This window comes from Streptomyces diacarni, assembly GCF_003323715.1.
GTDB lineage: Bacteria > Actinomycetota > Actinomycetes > Streptomycetales > Streptomycetaceae > Streptomyces > Streptomyces diacarni.
Genome location: NZ_QOIN01000028.1, coordinates 354,342 through 377,938 on the forward strand (window position 1 = coordinate 354,342; position 23,597 = coordinate 377,938).

Consider the following 23,597-nt stretch of genomic DNA (forward strand, 5'->3'; position numbering starts at 1 on the left):
GCGCATGCACGTAAGGAGAAGCCAGTGACCGAGCGCGTCGTACTCGCCTACTCCGGCGGCCTTGACACCTCAGTCTGCATCGGCTGGATCGCCGAGGAGACCGGTGCCGAGGTCGTCGCCGTCGCCGTCGATGTCGGCCAGGGCGGCGAGGATCTGGACGTCATCCGCAAGCGCGCGCTGGCCTGTGGCGCCGTCGAGGCCGAGGTCGCGGATGCCAAGGACGAGTTCGCCGACGAGTACTGCCTCCCGGCGATCAAGTCCAACGCGCTCTACATGGACCGCTACCCGCTGGTCTCCGCGCTGTCCCGGCCCACCATCGTCAAGCACCTGGTGGCCGCAGCGAAGAAGCACGGCGCCGGCACCGTCGCCCACGGCTGCACCGGCAAGGGCAACGACCAGGTGCGGTTCGAGGCCGGCATCTCCTCCCTGGCCCCCGACCTCAAGTGCATCGCGCCCGTCCGCGACTACGCCATGACCAGGGACAAGGCCATCGCCTTCTGCGAGGAGAAGGGCCTCCCCATCGCGACGAGCAAGAAGTCGCCCTACTCCATCGACCAGAACGTCTTCGGGCGCGCCGTCGAGACCGGCTTCCTCGAGGACATCTGGAACGCCCCGATCGAGGACGTGTACGACTACACCTCCAACCCCGCCACCCCGCGCGAGGCCGACGAGGTCGTCATCACCTTCTCCGCGGGCGTCCCTGTCGCCATCGACGGCAAGCCCGTCACCGTGCTCCAGGCGATCCAGCAGCTCAACGAGCGCGCCGGAGCCCAGGGGATCGGCCGGATCGACATGGTCGAGGACCGCCTGGTGGGCATCAAGTCCCGCGAGGTCTACGAGGCTCCCGGCGCCCTCGCACTGATCACCGCGCACCAGGAGCTGGAGAACGTCACCGTCGAGCGCGAGCTGGCCCGCTACAAGCGGCAGGTCGAGCAGCGGTGGACCGAGCTGGTGTACGACGGCATGTGGTTCTCCCCGCTCAAGCGGGCGCTCGACGGCTTCATCACCGAGGCCAACCAGCACGTGTCGGGCGACGTCCGGATGACCCTGCACGGCGGGCGCGCCGTCGTCACGGGCCGGCGCTCCGACCAGTCGCTGTACGACTTCAACCTGGCGACCTACGACACGGGTGACACCTTCGACCAGTCGATGTCGAAGGGCTTCATCGAGATCTTCGGCCTCTCCTCCAAGATGGCGGCCAAGCGCGACCAGCAGGCGTAGCCGACGTTCCCGCCCCGGCCCCTCCCCTCCCCTCTCCTCCCCTCCGCCCTCGACCGCAGGGCACCTCGCGGGACGGGCGGGGGAGGGGCCGGGTGTACTCCCACCACCACAGGAGCAGGAGCACCCCAGCAGTGACCAGCAACAACGAAGATGTCCGCCTGTGGGGCGGCCGCTTCGCGGACGGCCCGGCCGAGGCTCTGGAAAAGCTGTCCGCTTCGGTCCACTTCGACTGGCGACTGGCGCCCTACGACATCGCGGGCTCCCGCGCCCACGCCCGCGTCCTGCACGCGGCGGGCCTGCTGACCGCCGACGAACTGCGCCAGATGATCGACGGCCTGGACGCCCTCGAACAGGACGTCGCCTCCGGCGCCTTCCAGGGCACCCTCGCCGACGAGGACGTGCACACGGCGTTGGAACGCGGCCTGCTGGAACGCCTCGGCAAGGACCTGGGCGGCAAGCTGCGCGCGGGCCGCTCCCGCAACGACCAGGTGGCCACGCTCTTTAGGATGTACCTGCGCGACCACGCCCGCGTCCTCGGCGGTCTGCTGGCCGATCTGCAGGGCGCTCTCGTCGGCCTCGCCGAGGCGCACCCCGACGTCGCGATGCCAGGGCGTACCCATCTCCAGCACGCGCAGCCCGTCCTGTTCGCGCACCACGTCCTCGCGCACGCGCAGGCCCTCGCACGGGACGCCGAGCGGCTGCGCCAGTGGGACGCGCGCACCGCCGTCTCGCCGTACGGCTCCGGGGCGCTGGCCGGCTCCTCCCTCGGTCTGGACCCGGAGGCGGTCGCCGCCGACCTCGGCTTCGAGGGCGGCAGCGCGGCGAACTCCATCGACGGGACGGCCTCCCGCGACTTCGTGGCGGAGTTCGCGTTCGTCACGGCGATGATCGGCGTGGACGTCTCGAAGATCGCCGAAGAGGTCATCATCTGGAACACGAAGGAGTTCTCCTTCGTCACGCTCCACGACGCGTTCTCGACCGGCTCGTCGATCATGCCGCAGAAGAAGAACCCCGACATCGCGGAGCTCGCCCGCGGCAAGTCCGGGCGGCTGATCGGCAACCTGACCGGACTGATGGCGACGCTCAAGGCACTGCCGCTGGCCTACAACCGCGACCTCCAGGAGGACAAGGAGCCGGTCTTCGACTCCCTCGACCAGCTGGAGCTGCTGCTACCCGCGTTCACCGGCATGATGGCCACCCTCACCGTGCACGGCGACCGGATGGCCGAGCTGGCGCCCGCCGGGTTCTCGCTGGCCACCGACGTCGCGGAGTGGCTCGTCAAGCGCGGTGTCCCCTTCCGGGTGGCGCACGAGGTCGCGGGCGCCTGCGTGAAGGAGTGCGAGAGCGCGGGCATCGAGCTGGACGAACTGACGGACGAGCAGTTCGCCGCGCTCTCTCCGCACCTGACGCCCGAGGTGCGTGAGGTGCTGAACGTGCCGGGCGCCCTGGCGGCCCGCGACGGCAAGGGCGGAACGGCGCCCTCGGCGGTGGCGGTCCAGCTCGCCGACTTCCGCACCGACCTGGACCGGCAGCGCGAGTGGGCGGACGCCAAGCGCTGACCCGCCGGCGCACACGGTGCGCCACGCCGGCATGCGACGCCCCGGTCACTGCCGGTACCCCGGTCACCCGCGCCACGGTGCGGGCGACCGGGGTGCGCCCGCGTCCGTCGTGGTGCGGCCCGCCGGAGCCGACTACCGTGGTGCGCCAGCCGACCTGCCAGGTCGGGACCGCCGCCCGGCACCGCGTCGGGTTTCACACCGGAGCCGACGCCGACGGTGCCCCGAGGGCACCCGGCCGGGGAGATGCCGATGTCCTTCACCCGCCTCGCCGCCGCGACCACGCCGACGGCCCACCTCGGCCTGGGCCTGGCCGCGGTCGGCCGGCCCGCCTACCTGACACTCGGCCGGGAGGCCCAGCTGCCCGCCGAGCGCAGCGTCGAGGCGCTGCGCGCCCGTACGCACGAACTCCTGGACGCGGCCTACGCGCAAGGGGTGCGCTATGTCGACGTCGCCCGCTCCTACGGGCGGGCCGAGGAGTTCCTGGCCGGGTGGCTGCGCGCGCACCCCGAGGCCGACGACGTGGTGGTCGGCAGCAAGTGGGGCTACACCTACGTGGGGGAGTGGCGCACGGACGCGGAGGTGCACGAGGTCAAGGACCACGCGCCGGAGGCGTTCGAGCGGCAGCTGGTCGAGAGCCGCGCGCAGCTGGGCGACAGGATCGACCTGTACCAGATCCACTCCGTCACCCCCGACAGCCCGGCGCTGACCGACACCGCCCTGCACGAGCGGCTGGCCCGGCTCGCGGCGGACGGCGTCACGATCGGGTTCAGCACGAGCGGCCCCGCGCAGGCGGACGCCATCCGTGCGGCCCTGGAGGTCACCGTCGCGGGCGAACCCCTCTTCCGTACCGTCCAGAGCACCTACAACCTGCTGGAGACCTCCGCGGCCGGTGCGTTGGCGCAGGCGCACGAGGCGGGGCTGACGGTCATCGTCAAGGAGGCGATGGCAGGCGGGCGCCTGGCGGGCGGTCAGGAACCGCGCGATCTGCACACGGTGGCGCGGCAGGCGGGCACGTCACCGGACGCGGTGGCGCTCGCCGCGGTGCTGCGGCAGCCGTGGGCCCAGGTCGTACTGTCCGGCGCCGCCGACATCGACTCCCTCCACTCCAACCTGCTGGCCGCCGCCACCGAGCTGGACGAGGCGCAACTGGCCTCGCTGGCCGAGCTGGTGGAGGACCCGGAGGTCTACTGGCGGCGGCGCGCGGAGCTGCCCTGGCAGTGAAGACCCAGGTCACCGGGGTTCCCACGGTTTTTTGCGTGCATGTCACACAGGTTTCGGGGCAGGTGCTCTCCCGCACGTTGAGAACTGGGAGAGACGAAAAATGAAAAAGGCACCGACAGTCGCCGTCGCAACCGCCCTCTCCGTGGCGGCGCTCGCCGGAGGGATCGGGTTCACCGCCGGAGCCTCGCAGGCGGAGGCGGACCGCAAGCCGAAGCCCGTCGTGCAGAACGACTTCGACCCGCTCGGCCCGGCCATGCACGCGACGAAGAACGCGGGCCGCACCGTCCACTACAGCGACACCGGGGAGAAGAACGCCACCCCCGTGCTGTTCATGGGCGGGACCGGCACCACGGCCCGAGCCTCGGGCATGACGGAGTTCCTGCGCACCACCCGGCAGAAGCTGAACCTGCGGCTGATATCGGTGGAGCGCAACGGCTTCGGCGACACCGAGTACGACGCGAAGCTCGGCTTCGACGACTACACCGCGGACGTGCGCGCCGTCCTCGACAAGCTGCACCTGCGCAAGGCGGCCGTCGTCGCCATCTCCGGCGGCGGCCCGTACGCGGCGCACTTCGCCGCCGACGCGCCCGAGCGCATCTCCTCCCTCCACCTGGCCGCGGCACTCCCGCCCTACGGCGCCACGGCGGAGTACTGCGGCAAGAGCGACGCGGAGCTGACGAAGTACTTCGGCGACCAGATCCGCGATCCCCGCGAGTGGTGGGGCTTCCCCGAGGACAGCCCCATGCACGACATCCCCGGCTTCACCGACCGGGCGGAGGAGGACGGCGGCCGCTCGTACTACCTGCGCGGCCAGAAGGGCGACCCGGCGGCCCAGGTGCACGAGCAGAAGCTCTACTGCGAGCGCCCCGGCCCCGACCTGTCGAAGCTGGAGGCGCCGGCGTACGTCTACACCGGCGCGAAGGACACCACCGTGCCGCCCGCGACGCAGGCCCGCTGGAACAAGGCACTGCCGTCCGAGCCGACCGTGCGCACCTACGACGACAGCGGCCACGACGTGCAGTACCGGCACTGGGACCAGATCCTGCTGGATGTGGCCGGCTACGCCGACCGGACGGCCGTGTGCACGGGACGCAAGACCCGGGTCCTGCCGCACGAGAAGGCCGAGCGCGCGCTACGGAAGGGCGCCACGCTGGGCAGCTGCGCCTGGCGCTGACGTAGGTGGCCGGCCCGGGGGCGCTCGTCCCCCTGCGACGAGCGCCCCCCGCTCGTGACGCGTGTCCCCTGACGCGGGTCGGTCCCCGGTGACGAGTGCCCCGCCGTGACCCACGGCGGGGCACTTTCGTTGTCTCGTATGCGACACTAATGTCTCATAAGAAGTATGCTTGTCTCATGAGCCTGGACCGGGAAGAGCTGCTGAGCACGGCGGCGGACGTACTGACGCGGCGGCCGACCTCCTCGATGGACGACATCGCCAAGGCGGCCCGCATCAGCCGCGCCACCCTGCACCGGCACTTCGCCGGGCGCGACGCGCTCATACGCGCCCTCGAACAACTCGGCCTCGCACGCCTCGACGCCGCGCTGGACGCCGCCCGCGTCGACGAGGGCGACGCCGCCGAAGCCGTACGGCGCGTCATCGCCGAGGCCGAACCCCACGCCGGGTTCCTCGGCTTCCTCGTCACCGAGAACCAGCTCTTCGAGCCGGGAGAACAGGACGCGGGCTGGACCAGGATCGACGCCCGCATCGGCGCCCTCTTCCAACGCGGACAGCACGAGGGCGCCTTCCGCATCGACCTGACCGCTGCCTGGCTGACCGAGGCGCTCTACGCGCTGGTCACCGCGGCGGCCTGGGCGGTACAGGACGGCCGGGTCGCGTCCCGCGACGCGGTACGGATGACCGCCGAGCTGCTGCTCGGCGGCGCACGACGGAGCAGTGAGAGATGAGCGCCAGTACCAAACGCCCCGGAGCGGCAGCCCGAGGCGCCAGGCCCGGGGGTGACGCCTCCCGGCTGCGCTGGGTCGCCCTCGCGGTGCTGGTGCTCGCCGTCCTCCTGGTCGGCATCGACGTCACCGTCCTCGGTCTCGCCGCGCCGTTCCTCAGCGAGGACCTGCGCCCCTCCAGCACCCAACTGCTGTGGATCGGCGACGTCTACTCCTTCGTCATCGCCGGACTCCTCGTCTCCATGGGCAGCCTCGGCGACCGCATCGGCCGCAAGAAGCTGCTGCTCACCGGATCCATCGCCTTCGGCGCCCTCTCGGTGCTGACCGCCTACGCGCACAGCGCCGAGGCCATGATCCTGTGGCGGGCGCTGATGGGCGTCGCGGGAGCCACCCTGATGCCCTCCACGCTCGCGCTGATCCGCAACATCTTCCCCGACCCGAGAGAGCGCAGCCTGGCCGTCGGCATCTGGGGCGCCATGACGGCCGCCGGCACGGCCGTGGGACCCGTCGTCGGCGGGTTCTTGCTGGAGCACTACTGGTGGGGCTCGGTCTTCCTGATCAACCTGCCGGTGATGGCCGTGCTCGTCCTCGTCGGCAGCAAACTGCTGCCCGAGTCGCGGAACCCGGCACCTGGACCGTGGGACCTGCCCAGCGTCGGCCTGTCGATGGTCGGCATCATCGCCCTCGTCTACGCCGTCAAGGAAGCCGCGGCGTACGGCTTCCGCTGGGACGTGGCGGTCACGGGCGTCGTCGGCCTCGCCGGCCTCCACGCCTTCGTGCGCCGCCAGCTGCGGCTGCCGGCGCCGCTGCTGGACATGCGGCTGTTCGCCCACCGCGGCTTCACCGGCGCCGTACTCGCCGACCTGCTGACCATCCTCGGCATGTCCGGACTGGTCTTCTTCCTCTCCCAGTTCCTCCAGATGGTGCAGGACCGCACGCCCTTCCAGGCCGGACTCGCCGAGCTGCCCGCCGCGGTCGGCTCCGTCGTCGCCGGTCTGTTCGCCGGCTGGATCGCCCGCCGCACCTCGGTGCGCGGCGCCGTCTCCGGCGGCCTGATGGCGGTGGGCCTGGCGCTGGGCGCCTGCCTGTGGCTCCAGGCCACCTCCAGCTATCTGCTGCTGGGCAGCGTGCTGCTGGTCGTCGGCGTCGGCGCGGGGCTGGCGTTCACGGTGACCGCCGACGTGATCCTCTCGGCCGTCCCCAAGGAACAGGCGGGCGCGGCCTCCGCGGTCTCCGAGACCGCCTACGAACTGGGCGCCGCGCTGGGCATCGCCCTGCTCGGCTCGGTCGTCACGGGCGTCTACCGCTCCTTCCCGACGCCTGCGGGGGTGCCGGAGGGGACGGCAGAGCACGCCCGCCAGTCACTGGGCGAGGCCGTTTCGACCGCGCACGGACTGCCGGGCGGCACCGAGCACGCGCTGCTGGACGCCGCCCGGGACACCTTCACCGAAGGGCTCCGGTACGGCGCCGGCTTCGGCGCCGTCATCCTCCTGGCCGCAGCGGTACTGGCCTGGCGCCTGCTCCGCGGACAGCACCTGGAGGAGGTACCAGCAGAGGAGAACTAGCGGGGGCGCCCGAAGGGGCGCGGGGAACGGCGCGCCGCACCACAACCCACCGGCAGCCCGCACGCCACGGCCAGTGGCACCCCCTTGTCGGAACAGAAGCAGACGAGCGGCGAACGGGCACGGCCGGCACCGCATGTGCCAGTGGCCGGCAAGCGAGGCGACCGGCGGAAACGGTCACCGACGAAGGAGCAGACGCTGCTCCTCGACCTATGATGCGATCCCGGCCCTCCACCTGCTCGGAGAAGACACATGACGGATGCGAGCATCGGGAAAGTGGTGGTGAACAGGGTGATGTCCCTGGACGGGTTCATCGCCGGTCCCGGCCACACGATGGACTGGATCTTCGAGCACATGACGTCGGCGACGTTCCCGGAAGTCATGGCGGCCACGGGTGCCATGCTCATCGGCCGGGGCACGTACGAGGTCGGAAAGCGCATGTCCGACGAGAACCCCGACTACGACGGCGGGGCGCAGTTCGTCCTCACCCACCGCCCGCCCGACGAGCCGGACCCCGACGTCACCTTCCTCACCTGCGACATCGAGGAGGCCGTGGCCATGGCACGCCGCGCCGCCGACGGCAGGAACCTGGAGATCCTCGGCGCCGACGTGGCCGCCCAGTGCCTGCGGCGCGGCCTCGTCGACGAGATCCTGGTGTACGTGTTGCCGGTGCTGCTCGGCGACGGCGTCCGCTTCGCACCGCCGGGCCTCGACCGGATCGACCTGGAGCCGCTCAGCAACATCCAGTCGGCCGGCGTCACCATGCTCCGCTTCCACGTGCGCGGGTAGCGCCCGGGTCTAGGCCGCCTTCGCCTTCGTCGCGTAGACGTCGACGTACTCCTGTCCCGACAGCTCCATGACCTCGCTCATCACCTCGTCGGTGACCGCGCGCAGCACGTACCGGTCGCGGTCCATGCCCTCGTAGCGGGAGAAGTCGAGGGGCGCGCCGAAGCGGATGCTGATGCGGCCGCCGCCGATCCTGGGCAGCCCCTTGCCGTCCGGCTGCACCTTGTCCGTGCCGATCATCGCGAACGGCACGACCGGCGCTCCCGTCATCAGAGCGAGCCGCGCGATGCCCGTACGCCCTCGGTAGAGGCGCCCGTCGGGGGAGCGGGTGCCCTCCGGGTAGATGGCGAAGGGGTTGCCCTCCTCCAGGATGCGGCGGCCGGTCATCAGCGCGGCGACGCCGCCGCGCCCGCCGTCCCGGTCGACGGGGATCATGCCGGCGCCCGTGAAGAACCACGCCATCAGGCGGCCCTTGAGGCTCTTGCCCGTGACGTACTCGTCCTTGCCGATGAAGAAGACCTGGCGGGTGGTGACCAGCGGCAGGATCATCGAGTCGATGAAGGTGAGGTGGTTGCCCGCCAGGATCACCGGACCCGAGTCCGGGATGCGGTCGGCCCCTTCGATCTTCGGCCGGAACAGCACGCGAAGAAGCGGGCCGAGCACTGCCTTGATCAGCCGGAAACGGGACAACGGACCCTCCGCCCAGTCGGTATGGCCGTGCGCTCGGCTCTGCGCACGGACGTATGGCTCTGCGCGCGGACGCGCAGATGAGGACGATACTCGCAGGTCCGGGTGGCGGGCACACCGGGTTGCTTGCACCTTTACGAGGAGTTGACACGGGTTGCCCCCGTATTGCACTGCCCCGCACCTCCTCAAGCCCTCCGTGTTTCCCGCGTGTTCGCACTTATGTCTCCCCGGTGCGCTCCAGCCGGTCCTACGATCAGCCCGACGTGTGGCAGGGCCGGACATCGGCGCCACGGAGACTTCTGGGAGAGCGCATGGGACAGGAGCAGCAGCCGGGCCGCAGAACCCTGCTCGGAGCGGCGGCCGCGCTGAGCGCGGCGGGCGCGGTCACCCTCGGGGCCGGCGGCGCGGCCGAGGCCGCGCCTTCGAGGGCGAACCGTTCCGCGGGGCGCGGGGGCGGACGCCACAAGCTGCCCACCCCCTGCGTCATCGCGCACCGCGGCACCAGCGGCTACCGCCCCGAGCACACCCTGGGCTCCTACCAGCTCGCTCTCGACATGGGCGCCGACATCATCGAGCAGGACCTGGTCCCCACCAAGGACGGGCACCTGGTGTGCCGGCACGAGAACGACATCACCGCCACCACCGACGTGGCAGACCACCCCGAGTTCGCCTCCCGCAAGGCCACCAAGACGGTGGACGGCAAGAAGCTCACCGGCTGGTTCACCGAGGACTTCACCCTCAAGGAGCTCAAGACGCTCCGGGCCAAGGAGCGCATCCCGGGCACGCGCCAGCACAACACCCTCTACGACGGCCACTGGGAGGTGCCCACCTTCGAGGAGGTGCTGGACTGGGCCGAGGAGCAGAGCCGGCGCGGCGGCCGCCGCGTATGGCTGCACATCGAGACCAAGCACCCCACCTACTTCCGCAAGCTGGGACTGGGCCTGGAGAAGCCGCTCGCCAGGCTGCTGCGCCGCTACGGGCGGCACAAGGCGCACTCGCCGAACTTCGTGCAGTCCTTCGAGCCGAGCAGTATCCGTACGCTGGGCGAGCTGGTGGACTGCCCCGGCGTCGTCCTGCTGTCGGGCCTCGACTCGCGGCCCTGGGACTTCGTGGAGGCGGACGATCCGCGCACGGTCGCCGACCTGGTCGAGCCCGAGGGATTGAAGTGGATCGCGGGCTTCGCCCAGGGCATCGGGCCCGCCCTGGAGCTGGTCATCCCCCGCAACGAGGACGGCACGCTCGGCGACCCCACGGACCTGGTGCGGGACGCGCACGCGCAGCGGCTCGTCCTGCACCCGTACACCGTGCGCAACGAGAACACCTTCCTGCCCACCGACTTCCGCAAGGGCGACGACCCGAACGCCTACGGTGACTCCTTCGGAGTCTTCAAGCGGTACTTCGCCACCGGCATCGACGGCCTCTTCTCCGACAACTGCGACACCGCGCTGCTGGCAGCCGCCGCCTTCCGCGACGACGGCTGAGCACGCCGGCCCGCGAAAGATCCACACCGACGAGTGACGCGCCGCCCGTCCCGCAACCGCGGGGCGGGCGGCGCGCGTGCAGCGGCGTATGACCCACCCCTCCCCGGAATCCGACCTGCTCCAGCCCCGGTTGCGCGCCCTGCTGGACGCCGAGTGCGCGGCCGAGGCGGCGGCGCTCCCCGGTGCCGAGGCCGCCGACCTGCGCCAGGGCGTGTGGCTGCGCTGGCTGCTCAGGACCCGCGGGAGCGGACCGCCCGCCGAGCCCGGCATCTGGTTGCGCGAAGCGGTGAGCGCCGAGGCCCGGGCCGTGCGCGACCGGCTGCGCCGCGAGCTGCCGCGGGACGCCGCGCCCCCGCCGCACCGGGTGCCGCCGCAGCGCCGGGTCACCGCCGCCGACGGGCGGGACGACCCGGCAAGCGAGGTGGAGGCGCCGCTGCTGAGCGCCGAGAGCCGCCGTGAGCTGAGCGGAGCGGTCGCCAGGCTGCCAGGACGGTGCCCCGCCCTGCTGCGGGCGCTGCTGTCGGGTGTGGAGCCCACATACGCCCAAATCGCCCGCGAGTTGGATATCTCACAGGGCGCCGTGGGGCCGCTGCGTTCCCGCTGTCTGCAATGCCTGCGCAGAATGCTCGCGGCACAGGTTCCACCACCCGGCCTCAGGGGAAGGGTGCGAGAGGACACCAGCGTCACCAGGGCAGACAGCACGGGCGCGGCACCCTCACATCCGCGTGCCCGTGCGCACACAACATGGGGAGGCATGCGCACATGGGCATGAGCGTGACCATCTCTGCGGCGGACGAGCGGGACGTCGAACAGATACTGAAACTGCAGTACCTCTGCTTCCAGACCGAGGCCGCGCTGTACGGCGACTACCGCATCGAACCGCTCGTCCAGACGCTGGACGACCTCCGCACCGAACTCGCGCAGGGATGCGTGATGGTGGCCCGCCTCGGTGACGAGGTCGTCGGCTCGGTCCGCGGCCGGGTCGACACCGAGGGCACGGCCCGGATCGGCCGGCTGTGCGTCCACCCCCGCCTCCAGGGCCACGGCCTGGGCGGACGGCTGCTGGCCGCGGTCGAGTCCCGGCTGACCGCGGAGTACGCCGCCAAGCGGTACCACCTGGTGACCGGCAGCCGCAGCGAGGGCAACCTGCGGCTGTACCGGCGCAGTGGTTACGCCCCCGTCGGCACCGAACGGGACCGTCAGGTGACGTTGGTCGCGTTGCAGAAGGATGCCGCGGAGTACGCGAAGAGCGCCTAGGTTTCCTGCGACCTGTGTTCCGACTGTTCCGACGAGGTGGGGTCCGACTGTTCCGACGAGGGGGTTGGCGCGGTCTGCTCGCGGTGGCCGCGGCGTAGCCACCACAGGCCCGTCAGCGGGAGGGCTACCGGGATGAACAGGTAGCCCATCCCGTAGTCGGACCAGACCGTGGCGTCGGGGAAGGCGGACGGTTCCACCAGCGTCCAGGTGCCGACGGCCAGCACGCCCAGCAGTTCGAGACCGCAGCAGGTGAGGGCGGCCTTGCGGGCGCCCTCGCCGCCGCGGACGAGGGAGAGCGTGATGAAGGCGTACACCACCGCGGCGACGGCCGAGAGGACGTAGGCGAGCGGCGCCTCGTCGAACCGCGTCGTCAGCTGGACGAGGGAGCGCGAGGCGGCGCCCACCGTGAAGATCCCGTACAGCGTGACCAGCAGCTTGCCGGGCCCGGTGTTGATGCGGCCCCCGCGTCCCGGCACGGCCGCGCTCTTCGTGGTCGTCGGTTCAGGCACCGGTGCCGCCTCCCCAGATGTCGTAGAGCCGCACCTGGAGCACCGCGAGGACCACGGCTCCGGCGACCACGGTCAGCGAACCCCACTTGGTGCGCTCGGTCAGCGAGACCAGCCCCACCACGGGTACGCACGCCAGGACGCCGACCAGGTACGAGACGAAGATCACCGCGCCGTCCGCCGGGTCCCGTCCCTGCGCGAGCTGGACGACCCCGACCACCAGCTGGACCAGGGCGAGCAGGGTCACCACGGCCATGCCGATGAAGTGCCAGTCCTTGGTCGGCTGGTCGCGGTAGGCCGCCCAGCCGCACCACGCGGCCAGCGCGAGCGCGGCCACGGCCAGCGTGACGGTGAGCGGGGTGAGCATGCTCAGGAGTCTAGAAGGGCGCCCGGGCCCGCCGACGCGCGCCCCCGAGGGCCCCCGTACGCTGCCCGGCATGAAGTTCGACGCCCCCGCGACCCTGCTGTTCGACAACGACGGCACCCTCCTCTCCTCCATGGAGTCCGTCCAGCGCTGCTGGACCGCGTGGGCGCGCGAGTTCGGGATCAGCGCGGAGGACTTCGCCGCCGTCGAGCTGCACGGGCGGCCCGCCGCCGACATCGTCGGCGACCTGCTGCCAGCTGAGCGCGTGCCCGAGGCGCTGGCCCGGATCGAGCGGCTGGAGGTCGAGGACGTGCTCAGTGGCGGGGTCGTGGCGCTGCCCGGCACCGTCGAGCTGCTGGCCTCGCTGCCCGCGGGGAGCTGGGCCGTGGTCACCTCGGCCACCCGCGAGCTGGCCGAGGCGCGGCTGAGGGTCGTCGGTATCGAGGCGCCGCTGGTCATCGCCGCCGACGACATCACGTACGGCAAGCCGCACCCGGAGCCGTACCTGCTGGCGGCCCGGAAGCTGGGCGCCGACCCGGCCCGCTGCGTGGTCTTCGAGGACGCCCCCGCGGGGCTGACGGCGGGCCGCGGCGCGGGCATGCGGACCGTGGGTTTGGCCACAACCCACGCGCGCGAGGAGCTGGTGGCCGACGTCGTGGTGGAGGACCTGGCCGCGGTGGCCGCGCAGGTCACGGACGCGGGTGTGACGGTCGTCGCAGGGGACTGACCGGGCGCGGGCACCGGCGGATGGTGTCCACGGTGGCGTCCGGCATGCGGACAGCGGTCTCCGCCGCGACCGTCCCATCTGGTTTACTGAGCACCATGAACACGACGAGCTGCCGCACTTCTGCGACCGAGGCGACCTGGGCGCCCGGTGCTCGTTGTCTGCGCACGCGGGCCTGTACGCCGCCCACCGCGCGGCGAATGTGTGCCCGCTGAGGGCCCCCGCCTGAGCTGACCGAGGCGACTCGCGCCCCGAAGCGAGTCACGAGCCCGCGCGCCCCGCCCGCAGGCGGAGAGCCACCACCCACCCGCACTGCGGTCCCTCCGCGCACGCACGCCGCACCAGCGCGGCGGCGGGACGGTTGCGCCCGCACGCGGACCGCGCGCTCCCGGACGGCACCCACCCAAGCGCTCACCCCACCGACACCCACGGATGTTTCTGTGATCACGACAACGGACCTCACGAAGGTCTATCGCACCCCTGGCCGCGAGGTCACCGCACTGGACGGCGTGGATCTCCACGTAGGCGAGGGCGAGGTCTTCGGCGTCGTAGGCCAGAGCGGCGCCGGGAAATCCTCGCTCATCCGCTGCGTCAACCTCCTGGAGCGCCCGACCTCGGGCACCGTCACCGTCGACGGGCAGGAGCTGACCGCGCTCGCCGGCAGCGGCAAGCGCGCGGGCAAGGAGCTCCGCAGGGCGCGGGCCCGCATCGGCATGGTCTTCCAGCACTTCAACCTGCTGTCGTCGCGCACCGTGCTCGGCAACGTCGAACTGCCGCTGGAGATCCTCGGCCACTCAGGACACGAGCGCACCCGCAAGGCCCACGAGCTGCTCGAACTGGTCGGCCTCGGCGAGCACGCCAAGGTGCATCCCGCGCAGCTGTCCGGTGGCCAGAAGCAGCGCGTCGGCATCGCCCGCGCGCTGGCAGGCGACCCCAAGGTGCTGCTGTCCGACGAGGCGACCTCCGCGCTCGATCCCGAGACCACCCGCTCCGTCCTGCAACTGCTGCGCGACCTCAAGGAGCAGCTGGGCCTGACCGTGCTGCTGATCACCCACGAGATGGAGGTCGTCAAGGCGGTCTGCGACTCGGCGGCCCTGATGAAGTCGGGACGGATCACCGAGTCGGGCACCGTCCCCGAGCTGCTGGCCACCCCGGGCTCCGAGCTGGCGCGCGAGCTCTTCCCCGTCGGCGGCACCCCCTCGGCCGACGACCGCACGGTCGTGGACGTCACCTTCCACGGGGAGACCACCACCGAGCCGGTGATCTCCAAGCTGTCGCGTACCTACAACGTGGACATCTCCATCCTCGGCGCCGCCATGGACACCGTCGCGGGTAAGCAGGTCGGGCGGATGCGCATCGAGCTGCCCGGCAGCTTCGACGACAACGTCGTGCCGATCGGCTTCCTGCGCGAGCAGGGGCTCACGGTGGACGTCGCGGACGTCGCGCCCGTCGCGGCGGAGCCCCAGGACAACGCCGGACTCGTCAAGGAGGGTGCCAAGTGAGCTGGTCGGAGATACAGCCGCTGCTGTTCCAGGGGTTCTGGGACACCCTCTACATGGTCGGCTGGTCCACGCTGATCGCACTGGTGGGCGGGCTGCCCATCGGTGTGCTCCTGGTCCTGACCGACAAGGGCGGGATGCTGCACAACGCGCTGGTCAACAAGGTCGTCGGCGCGATCGTGAACGTCGGCAGATCGCTGCCCTTCATCATCCTGCTGATCGCCCTCATCCCCTTCACCCGCTTCGTCGTCGGCCAGTCCGTCGGCTCGACGGCGGCCGTCGTGCCACTCGCCATCGGTGCGATCCCCTTCTTCGCACGGCTGGTGGAGACGGCGATCCGCGAGGTGGACCGCGGCCTGGTGGAGGCCGTGCAGGCGATGGGCGGCGGCACCCCCACCGTCGTCTTCAAGGCGCTGCTCCCGCAGGCTCTGCCGTCCCTGGTCGCCGGGTTGACGACGACCGTCATCGTGCTGATCGGCTACTCGGCGATGGCCGGCACCGTCGGCGGCGGCGGGCTGGGCTCGGTGGCCGTGCAGTACGGCTACCAGCGCTTCGAGACCAGCGTCATGATCGCCACGGTGGTCGCGCTGATCGTCATCGTCACGGTCGTCCAGATCATCGGTGACGCGGTGGTGCGGTTGCTGGCCGCGGGCCGGGAAGGCGCTGCCGCGGGCCGGGAAGGCTCCGCCGCGGGCCGGGGTGCCGCCGCCGACGGCGGCGCAGGCAAGCGGCTCGCCCGCCTCGGCCGCGGCCGAGGCGTGGCGCTCGCCGCCGCGGTCGTCCTGCCGCTCGCGCTGATCGGCTACGGCATCGGCCAGAGCGGAGGCGACAAGCAGACGCTCAGGATCGCCGCGTCCCCGACGCCGCACGCCGAGATCCTGGAGTACGTCGAGAAGAACCTCGCGGAGAAGGAGGGGATCGACCTCGACATCCGCAAGTTCAACGACTATGTCGTGCCGAACACGGCCACCGAGTCCGGCGAGGTCGACGCCAACTTCTTCCAGCACAAGCCGTACCTGGACGACTTCAACAACAAGAACGACACGCACATCGTGCCGGTCGTCAACGTCGAGCTGGAGCCGCTGGGCCTCTACTCCAAGAAGGTCGGCAGCCTGCGGGGCCTCGGCTCCGGCGACACCGTCGCCGTCCCCAACGACTCCACCAACGAGGGACGGGCCCTGCACCTGCTGGCCAAGCACGGCCTCATCGAGCTGAAGCCGGGCGCGGGCCAGGAAGCCACCCTGGGCGACATCGCGGACAAGAAGGGCCTCACGTTCAAGGAGCTGGAGGCCGCCGCGGTCCCACGCGCCCTCGACGACGTGGACGCCGCCGTCGTCAACGGCAACTACGCGGTCGACGCCGACCTCAACCCGGCCAAGGACGCGTTGGCGGCGGAGAAGGTCGAGGGCAACCCGTACGCGAACTTCCTCGCGGTCAAGGACGGCGAGCAGGACGACCCGCGGATCAGGAAGCTCGCCAAGCTGCTCAACTCCCCGCAGGTCGAGGAGTTCATCGAGAAGAAGTACAAGGGGGCCATCGAACCCGCATTCGGGCATGTGGGATCGTGAACCCCACGGCCTGATCCGGGGTAAGTCCCCGTGTCGACAAGTCTTCTCATCAGCGCCGGGCCCCTCCCGTCGAGAGGGGTCCGGCGCTGCACATCACGGTGCCGATGCTGCATGCTGTGCACCCCGACGTGTAGGAGCGGCGCATGACCTCGACCTTCCCGGACATCTCGATCAGCACGGACCGGCTCGTGCTGCGCCCGTTCGAGGAAGCGGACGTCCCCGCGCTCACCGCCATGATGGCCGACGACCAGATCACCGCCTGGATGACGTCGCCCTTCCCCTACACCGAGACCGAGGCCCGCGACTTCGTCACCCGCCGCGCCCCCGCGCTGCGCACCGGCGGAGAGGGCATCGTCTTCGCCGTCACCGAACTCCTCACCCAGCGGCTCGTCGGCTCCGTCGAGCTGCGCGGCACCGACTGGCGGGTGCGCTCAGCCGAAGCCGTCTACGCCACCGCCTCCTGGGCCCGCGGCGAGGGCTACGCCTCCGAGTCGCTGCTGGCGCTCGCCCAGTGGCTCTTCCAGGACCAGAAGTTCGAGCGCGTCGAAATGCGCACCGCCGCCGACAACACCGCGGCGCAGCAGGTCGCCCAGAAACTCGGCTGCATCAGCGAAGGTGTGCTGCGCAACGCCTGGATAGCGCGCACCCGCACCGAGAACTGGGGCATTCCGCCGCACGAGGGGCAGCGGGACCGCCCGGTGCCCCACGATCTGCCGGAGACCCAGGGAGGGTGGGAGGACCCCGCGACGGACCGCCCCGACCCCCAGCAGGGAGGCTGGGCGGAGCTCCGCACCGACCTGATCGTCTGGAGCCTGCTGCCCGAGGACCTCGACGGCACCTTCGAGCAGCTGGAGCAGCACGCCTGGTGAAGGGCCGCCTCGCAGGCTCGTCGGCCGGCGCGGGAGCGCCCCCGCAGCGGCCGCGCCCGGCGACGGGCCGGGCCCCGCGGACGCGCGAAACCGCGCCTTCCGCGTGAGGGGGTACCCTCAGTGGGCCCCGACCTGCGATGAGCACGAACCAGCCAGGAGACCCCCAGCATGGCCGACCGCGTCACGGTGATCGGGTGGGACGGCTCGCCGCTGACCGACGCCGCCCGCTCGGCCCTCGCCGCGGCCACCCTCGTCGCCGGTGCCGCGCACCACCTGGCACTGCCCGAGGTTCCGCCGCACGCCGAACGCATCCGCCTGGGCAGCGCCACCCTCGCCGCCCGGCGCATCGCCCGCCACCGCGGCTCCGCCGTCGTCCTCGCCGACGGCGACCCCGGCTTCTTCGGCGTCGTACGGACCCTGCGCGCCCCCGAGCACGGCCTGGAGGTCGAGGTCGTGCCCGCCGTCTCCGCCATCGCCGCCGCGTTCGCGCGCGCCGGGATGCCCTGGGACGACGCACAACTCGTCGTCGCCAACAGCCGCACCCTGCGCCGCGCGGTCAACGTCTGCCGCGCCCACAAGAAGGTCGCCGTCCTCACCTCGCCGGGCGCCGGACCCGCCGAACTCGCCCTCCTGCTCGAAGGCGTCCACCGCACCTTCGTCATCTGCGAGGCGCTGGGCACCGAGCGCGAACAGATGACCGTGCTCACCTCGGACAAGGTCGCCGACCACACCTGGCGCGACCCGAACGTCGTCATCGTCGTCGGCGGCACCGGCGCGGGGGCCGAGACCGGCGCGCCCCAGGGCACCGCCTGGCTCGCCGGGCACGAGGTCGGTTACCCGCCGGACGTACGCGGCTGGGCGCTGCCGGTCGCCGAGTACGCCGGCGCGAGCAGCGGCACCCCGCCCAGGGCAGGGGAGTCGGTGCAGTTGCGCGCCGCCCAACTCGCCCGCCTCGGGCCGCGCGTCGGCGACCTGGTGTGGGACATTGGCGCGGGCAGCGGCGCCTTCGCGGTCGAGGCGGCACGCTTCGGGGCCGCCGTCATCGCCGTCGACAGCGACGCGGACGCCTGCGCCCACGGCTACGCCGCCGCGCGGCGCTTCGGCGTCCAACTGGAGACCGTGCACGGCCTGGCTCCGCACATCCTCCAGGACCTGCCCGAGCCCGACGTGGTGCGGGTCGGCGGCGGGGGAGCGGTCACCGTCACCGCGGTCGCCGACCGCCGCCCCACGCGCATCGTCACTCACGCCGCCACCAGAGACGAGGCGGAGGAGTTGGGAAGGGCGCTCACCGAACGCGGCTACGCCGTCGAGTGCGCCCTGCTCCAGTCCGTCGAACTGGAGACGGCGCACTGGGCGGAAACCGAACGGGCCGTTGTCTTTCTGCTGTCCGGTGTCCGTATCTGAAACCCCTGTGACGCGTGCCGGACGAACCCCGACGAAGTGCGGTTTCTCTCCCACCCGTGGCCGGAGCGGCGCTCGGCGACGGGTAGGCTGATGGACTGTTGTGCCACCGTTCGGGGTTGACGCTTCGTCCGTCCTTGTCCGAATGGTGTAGGCGAAAGGCACGTGCCGCACAGAGTGCGTGCTCGTTCTTCATCTACGGGGCGCGGCGGCCCGTCCGCCGGGTTGGAAGGAGCACCAGCGATGCGCGAGGGGAACGCATGACAGACACCGGTCAGATCCCGGGTGAGGGGCTGCCGGAGAACGCAGGCGGGCAGCAACCGGGCAGCCGGCCGGACGTCCCGGCGCCCGGCGCCTACCCCCTCACCGACCCGGCCGCCGCCGGGACACGGGACGGCGCCCATGCTCCCCACGGCCCCCACGCCACCCACGACGAAGAGGACCTTCTGCTGATGCCCTCCGCCCAGGGCGCATGGAGCGAGCAGCCGGCGCCGGCCGGCCCCGGAGCCCCGCAGGACAACGGCCACACCCCGCACTACGCCCAGGGCCAGGCACAGCCGATGCCCCAGCCGCAGGCGGAGCAGCCCGGCCCGATGCCCCAACCCGACGCCTACGGGCAGACGTACGACCCGCACGGCCAGGCCGGCTCCTACACGGCGCAGCAGCCGTTCACCGAAGGCCAGTTGCCCCAACAGGACGGGTACCCGCAGAACGGGTACCCGCAGGACCTCGCGTACGGCTCGAGCGACGCCTACGCGGCGAACGGGTACGACGCCTACGCACAGCCTGGACACGTTCCGCCGGAAGCCGCCTACGAGGTGGCGTACGCCCAGCCGGACCAGGGCGCGGCCCCGCAGGCCGCCGACCCGCACGCTGCCCCGGTTTCCCACGACCCGCAGACGCAGGGACAGCCGCAGCCGCAGCCGCAGCCGCAGCCGCAGCCGCAGTCCGACGGGGCGGAGGGGCAACAGCCCTCCGGGGAGGGCTTCCCGGTGCCGCACTCGGAGAGTGCCGCCGCACCGCAGCCTGCTCAGCCCGAGGAGGGTGCCGCACCGCAGCCGGAGGCCGAAGCGGCAGTCGTACCCGGGCCGCACGAGACCGACGGCCGCGACGCGGACGCCCTCGACGTGAGCGCCGTACGCCCGTCCCAGCAGCACGCCGCCCAGGCGTCCACCCACAGCACCCCGCCCCACGGGACGCGCCGCCCCCTGCACCTCGGGCCGCCGGTGCCCGAGCAGTCCGGCACCGTACGCCCGCTGTCCGAGCGCCCCGCCGCGCAGGCCTCCGCCGCGCAGGCCGCTCCTGTGCAAGGCGCCCCGTCAGGCCGTACGGGCGGCGCCGCCGGCACGGATCCGCAGGCCGTGGAGGGCCGGCCGACGTCCGAGCAGCCCACCGAGCCCCAGGCCCCCGCGCAGCCCGGGCCCACGGGCCCGGCGGGTGCGCCGGTGGACGAGGAGCCGCTGCCGGGTCCGCAACTCGGCCAACTGCCGCCCGACCCCGAACAGCCGGAGCAGGCCGAGCAACCGGAACAGGTCGAGCAGCCCGAGCAGTCCGAGCAACTGGGGCCCGAGGCGTCGCACGGTGAAGCCTCTCAGGAGGTGGCCGAGACGGCCGCACCCGCGCCCGCGCCCGCAGAGGCCGACGGGGCGTCGGCTCCCGCGCCGCAGCAGGCGCAGGAACCGGCGACGGACGAGGCACCGGCCGAAGCGGTGACGGCCGCCGGAGCCCGTCCCCTTGAGGAGGTACCGGTTTCGGCCGACACCTCACCCACGGCGGACGCTCCGGCTGCCGCGGACGCCCCCGCCCCAGCGGACGACTCCGTCTCCGCCGAGGCTCCGGCGCCCGCTGAGGTTCCGGCGCCTGCTGAGACCCCGACGTCCGTCGAGGAGCCCGTGTCCGCCGGAACTTCACCGTCCGCTGAGGTCCCGCTCCCGGCCGAGGCCCCGCTCCCTGCCGAGGCGCCGGCCCCCGCTGAGGCACCGGCCCCTGCCGAGGCGCCGGCCCCCGCTGAGGCACCGGCCCCTGCCGAGGCCTCGGCCCCCGCTGAAGCACCGGCCTCCGCCGAGGTCGCGGAATCGACCGAAGTCCCGGTGTCGACCGAAGCCCCGCCGCCCGCCGAGGCGTCCGTGCCCGCCGAGGTTCCGGTTTCCGGGGAGACGGCCGCAGCCGGCGAGCCGGTCGCGGCTGACGAGACGGGTGCGCACGGGGAGACCGCGGCGCGCGAGGCCGAGGTGGTCGCCGAGGTCGTCGAGGCGGAGGCACCGGTCGAGCCCGCTTCCGCTCCCGAGCCCGGCGATCCGACCGTGCCCGGGCCACGTCAGGAGACCCAGCCGGGCGGACTGGCGACTGTGCCCGCGCAGGGGGGCGAGCCAGGGACGACGCAGCAGGGCGACGCCGCGCAGGCCTCGTCCGGGACACCGCCGATAAACCAGGACGCGAGCCAGGAGACCGGCGCTCAGCCCCCGCAGGCCTCCGCCGGTATCCCCGAGCAGACCACGGCACCCGCGTCCGCCGACACCGGTACGAAGGCGCCGGTTTCCGAGCCCTCGGACTCCGTGACGCCGCGACCGGAGGCACAGCCGCAGCCGCGGGAGAGCGCCACTGCCGACGCCCCCGACGCTGCGGCCGAGCCCGGGAGCGGCGAAACGTCCATGCGCGGCGAGATCTCGGAGACGGGCGCGGCCGCTGGGGCGTCGGGAGCCGACGAAGAGACCGTGCCCGCGCCCGCGGCGGCCTCCGAGAAGGACGCCGACTCGACGGCGGCCGAGGGAACGACATCTGCCGAGCCCGCCGAGGCGACGGCACCCGCCGAGCCCGCCGGAGAGGCGCCGCACTCCGCCGCTGAGGCGGAGCCCGCACCGCAGGAGGTGCCGGGCCCGGACGCCGACGTCCTCGCGGTATCGGCCGCGGCCCCCACCGGGGAGGTCGCGCCGTCCGCCGCCGCCGGGGCGGACCCCACGCATCAGGAAGCCGACGCGGCCACGCCGGGGCCCGAGTCGTCCGGCGGTGCCGTGCTCCCGGAAGGATCCCCGGAGGGCCCCGTGGTTTCGGAGGGAGAGGCCGCTCCCGGCTTTGCCGAGGCGGAACGGGAGGCCGTGCACCGGCTGATGCGGGAGCGGCGGGACATCCGCAACGGGTTCCGGTCCGACCCGATCCCGCACGAGGTGCTGCTGCGCGTGCTGGAGGCGGCACACACCGCGCCCAGCGTCGGCCACTCGCAGCCCTGGGACTTCGTGGTCATCCGGTCGGAGGAGACCCGCAGGAGGATGCACGAGCTGGCCGAGGCGCAGCGTGACGCCTACGCCAAGTCGCTGCCCAAGGGCCGGGCGAAGAAGTTCAGGGAAATGAAGATCGAGGCGATCCTCGACACCCCGGTCAACATCGTGGTGACCGCGGACCCCACGCGCGGTGGCCGGCACACGCTCGGCCGTCAGACGCAGCCGCAGATGGCGCCGTACTCCTCCGCGCTGGCCGTCGAGAACCTGTGGCTGGCGGCGCGGGCCGAGGGGCTGGGCGTGGGCTGGGTCAGCTTCTTCGACCAGCCGGAGCTGGTGCGCGCCCTCGAACTGCCGGAGCATCTGGAGGTCGTGGCGTACCTGTGCGTCGGGTACGTCGACGAGTTCCCCGACGAGCCGGAGCTGATGCAGGCCGGCTGGTCGAAGCGGCGTCCGCTCTCCTGGGTCGTGCACGACGAGTCGTACGGACGGCGTGCGCTGCCCGGCGCCGAGCCGACCGGCATGCTCGCCGAGACGCTCGGCACCATCCGCCCCCTGGACGCCAAGGCGCTCGGCGAGGCGTGGGAGCGGCAGAAGCAGATGACGAAACCGTCCGGCGCGCTCGGCATGCTGGAGATCATCTCCGCGCAGCTGTGCGGCCTCTCCCGCAAGTGCCCCCCGCCGATTCCCGAGCCCGCCGCCGTCGCGGTGTTCGCCGGGGACCACGGGGTGCACGCGCAGGGCGTCACGCCGTGGCCGCAGGAGGTCACCGCGCAGATGGTGAGCAACTTCCTGTCCCAGGGCGCGGTCTGCAACGCGTTCGCCAACCAGGTGGGCGCCGAGGTCTGCGTCGTGGACGTCGGCGTGGCCGCCGAACTGCCCGCGCGGCCGGGTCTGCTGCCCCGCAAGATCCGTGCCGGTACGGCCGACATGACGGCAGGGCCCGCGCTGACCCGCGAAGAGGTCGAGCGGGCGCTGGAGGTCGGCATCGAGACGGCGCGCGACCTGGTGGCGGCGGGCAACCGTGCGCTGCTCACCGGCGAGATGGGCATCGCCAACACCACGGCGTCCGCCGCCTTGATCGCGGCCTGCACCGGAGCGGACCCCGCCGAGATCACCGGGCGTGGAACGGGCATCAACGATGAGACGCACGCGCGCAAGGTCGAGGTCGTCCGCAGGGCGTTGGAGCGGCACCAGCCGGATCCGGCTGATCCGATCGGGATGCTCTCCGCGTTCGGCGGGCTGGAGCACGCGGCGATGGTCGGCCTCATTCTGGGCGGTGCCTCGCTGCGGACGCCCGTCATCCTCGACGGCGTCAGCGCCGGTGCCGCAGCGCTGGTGGCCCGCGCGGTGGCGCCCGAGGCGCTGGCCGCCTGTATCGCGGGGCACCGCAGCGCCGAGCCCGGCCACGTCGCGGCCCTCACCAAGCTGGGGCTGCGCCCGCTGGTCGATCTCGACCTGCGGCTCGGTGAGGGGACGGGCGCGCTGCTCGCGCTGCCGATGGTGCAGAGCGCGGCCCGTGCCATGCACGAGGTGGCCACGTTCGACGGGGCGGGCGTCACCGAGAAGGGCTGAACTCCACCGTCCGGGCGGGGCGTCCCTCTTCCGAGGAGCCCCGCCCGCCCCGGTGCCGCCCGGTTGACCGTCCCGGCCGGGACGGTCAACCGGGCGGCCCGTCCGTGACCTGCGGAACAGCCGCACCGGCCGGCTCCGCATAGGCTGTTCCCCTGCCCCTCCGTCCCGGCCGCTCCACCGCCGCAGCGGCTCGTCGTCGGCTC

General features: G+C 72.5%; 18 protein-coding genes and 2 pseudogenes. 17 read left to right on the forward strand and 3 right to left on the reverse strand.

Annotation, left to right across the window (positions count from 1 at the left end; translation table 11 throughout):
* Positions 1-24 precede the first annotated feature (24 nt).
* The 7 genes from DTL70_RS04865 to DTL70_RS04895 all read left to right on the forward strand — a co-directional run bounded on the left by DTL70_RS04865 (position 25) and on the right by DTL70_RS04895 (position 8,251).
* Positions 25-1,221 (forward strand): argininosuccinate synthase, encoded by a 1,197-nt coding sequence (locus tag DTL70_RS04865; protein WP_114020566.1) that lies wholly within the window; start codon positions 25-27, stop codon positions 1,219-1,221.
* 131 nt (positions 1,222-1,352) lie between these two features.
* A complete protein-coding gene (gene argH, locus DTL70_RS04870) occupies positions 1,353-2,780 on the forward strand; it encodes an argininosuccinate lyase (RefSeq protein ID WP_114020567.1) in 1,428 nt (475 codons plus the stop codon).
* Between the two features lie 249 nt (positions 2,781-3,029).
* A complete protein-coding gene (locus DTL70_RS04875; RefSeq protein ID WP_114020568.1) occupies positions 3,030-4,001 on the forward strand; it encodes an aldo/keto reductase in 972 nt (323 codons plus the stop codon).
* A gap of 100 nt (positions 4,002-4,101) precedes the next feature.
* On the forward strand, positions 4,102-5,175 hold the full coding sequence (locus tag DTL70_RS04880) for an alpha/beta fold hydrolase (protein ID WP_114020569.1): 1,074 nt from the start codon (positions 4,102-4,104) through the stop codon (positions 5,173-5,175).
* Positions 5,176-5,351: 176 nt separating this feature from the next.
* Complete coding sequence (locus DTL70_RS04885) at positions 5,352-5,903, forward strand: TetR/AcrR family transcriptional regulator (RefSeq protein ID WP_114020570.1); 552 nt, start codon at positions 5,352-5,354, stop codon at positions 5,901-5,903.
* On the forward strand, positions 5,900-7,465 hold the full coding sequence (locus DTL70_RS04890; protein WP_114020571.1) for an MFS transporter: 1,566 nt from the start codon (positions 5,900-5,902) through the stop codon (positions 7,463-7,465). The genes DTL70_RS04885 and DTL70_RS04890 overlap by 4 nt, the downstream gene beginning before the upstream one ends.
* A 249-nt stretch (positions 7,466-7,714) precedes the next feature.
* Positions 7,715-8,251 (forward strand): dihydrofolate reductase family protein, encoded by a 537-nt coding sequence (locus DTL70_RS04895; protein ID WP_114020572.1) that lies wholly within the window; start codon positions 7,715-7,717, stop codon positions 8,249-8,251.
* A gap of 9 nt (positions 8,252-8,260) precedes the next feature.
* Here DTL70_RS04895 and DTL70_RS04900 read toward each other — a convergent pair whose 3' ends face one another.
* Positions 8,261-8,938, reverse strand: coding sequence for a lysophospholipid acyltransferase family protein (locus DTL70_RS04900; RefSeq protein WP_114020573.1), 678 nt, complete (start codon positions 8,936-8,938; stop codon positions 8,261-8,263).
* Positions 8,939-9,246: 308 nt separating this feature from the next.
* Between DTL70_RS04900 and DTL70_RS04905 the strand changes: the two genes are divergently transcribed.
* From DTL70_RS04905 to DTL70_RS04915, 3 genes are all read left to right on the forward strand, one after another.
* Positions 9,247-10,416, forward strand: a complete 1,170-nt coding sequence (locus tag DTL70_RS04905) for a glycerophosphodiester phosphodiesterase (protein WP_114020574.1) — start codon at positions 9,247-9,249, stop codon at positions 10,414-10,416.
* An 88-nt stretch (positions 10,417-10,504) separates the two neighbouring features.
* Positions 10,505-11,188 carry an RNA polymerase sigma factor gene (locus DTL70_RS04910; protein WP_342776456.1) on the forward strand — a complete coding sequence of 228 codons (684 nt, stop codon included), beginning with the start codon at positions 10,505-10,507 and terminating at the stop codon, positions 11,186-11,188.
* A complete protein-coding gene (locus DTL70_RS04915) occupies positions 11,179-11,673 on the forward strand; it encodes a GNAT family N-acetyltransferase (protein ID WP_114020575.1) in 495 nt (164 codons plus the stop codon). The genes DTL70_RS04910 and DTL70_RS04915 overlap by 10 nt, the downstream gene beginning before the upstream one ends.
* Here the strand turns inward: DTL70_RS04915 and DTL70_RS04920 are convergent.
* Complete coding sequence (locus DTL70_RS04920) at positions 11,670-12,182, reverse strand: hypothetical protein (RefSeq protein ID WP_425470315.1); 513 nt, start codon at positions 12,180-12,182, stop codon at positions 11,670-11,672. The genes DTL70_RS04915 and DTL70_RS04920 overlap by 4 nt on opposite strands.
* On the reverse strand, positions 12,175-12,546 hold the full coding sequence (locus DTL70_RS04925; protein WP_114020576.1) for a hypothetical protein: 372 nt from the start codon (positions 12,544-12,546) through the stop codon (positions 12,175-12,177). Before DTL70_RS04925 ends, DTL70_RS04920 begins: the two co-directional genes overlap by 8 nt.
* Positions 12,547-12,616: 70 nt before the next feature.
* Between DTL70_RS04925 and DTL70_RS04930 the strand changes: the two genes are divergently transcribed.
* From DTL70_RS04930 to cobT, 7 genes and pseudogenes are all read left to right on the forward strand, one after another.
* Positions 12,617-13,270, forward strand: a complete 654-nt coding sequence (locus DTL70_RS04930) for an HAD-IA family hydrolase (protein WP_114020577.1) — start codon at positions 12,617-12,619, stop codon at positions 13,268-13,270.
* Between the two features lie 437 nt (positions 13,271-13,707).
* Entirely contained in the window at positions 13,708-14,769 is a 1,062-nt protein-coding gene (locus DTL70_RS04935; protein ID WP_114020578.1) for a methionine ABC transporter ATP-binding protein, read from the forward strand.
* Positions 14,766-15,437: pseudogene (locus DTL70_RS34105) on the forward strand (methionine ABC transporter permease); the annotation flags it as partial. The gene DTL70_RS04935 and the pseudogene DTL70_RS34105, both read left to right, overlap by 4 nt.
* Positions 15,438-15,617: 180 nt before the next feature.
* Positions 15,618-16,334 (forward strand): annotated as a pseudogene (locus DTL70_RS34110) (MetQ/NlpA family ABC transporter substrate-binding protein); the annotation flags it as partial.
* Between the two features lie 143 nt (positions 16,335-16,477).
* Positions 16,478-17,203 carry a GNAT family N-acetyltransferase gene (locus DTL70_RS04945; RefSeq protein WP_114020580.1) on the forward strand — a complete coding sequence of 242 codons (726 nt, stop codon included), beginning with the start codon at positions 16,478-16,480 and terminating at the stop codon, positions 17,201-17,203.
* A gap of 168 nt (positions 17,204-17,371) precedes the next feature.
* Complete coding sequence (cbiE, locus tag DTL70_RS04950) at positions 17,372-18,607, forward strand: precorrin-6y C5,15-methyltransferase (decarboxylating) subunit CbiE (protein ID WP_114020581.1); 1,236 nt, start codon at positions 17,372-17,374, stop codon at positions 18,605-18,607.
* 257 nt (positions 18,608-18,864) lie between these two features.
* The gene (cobT, locus tag DTL70_RS04955) at positions 18,865-23,394 is read left to right on the forward strand and encodes a nicotinate-nucleotide--dimethylbenzimidazole phosphoribosyltransferase (RefSeq protein ID WP_114020582.1); all 4,530 of its coding nucleotides are present in this window, start codon (positions 18,865-18,867) and stop codon (positions 23,392-23,394) included.
* Positions 23,395-23,597 lie beyond the last annotated feature (203 nt).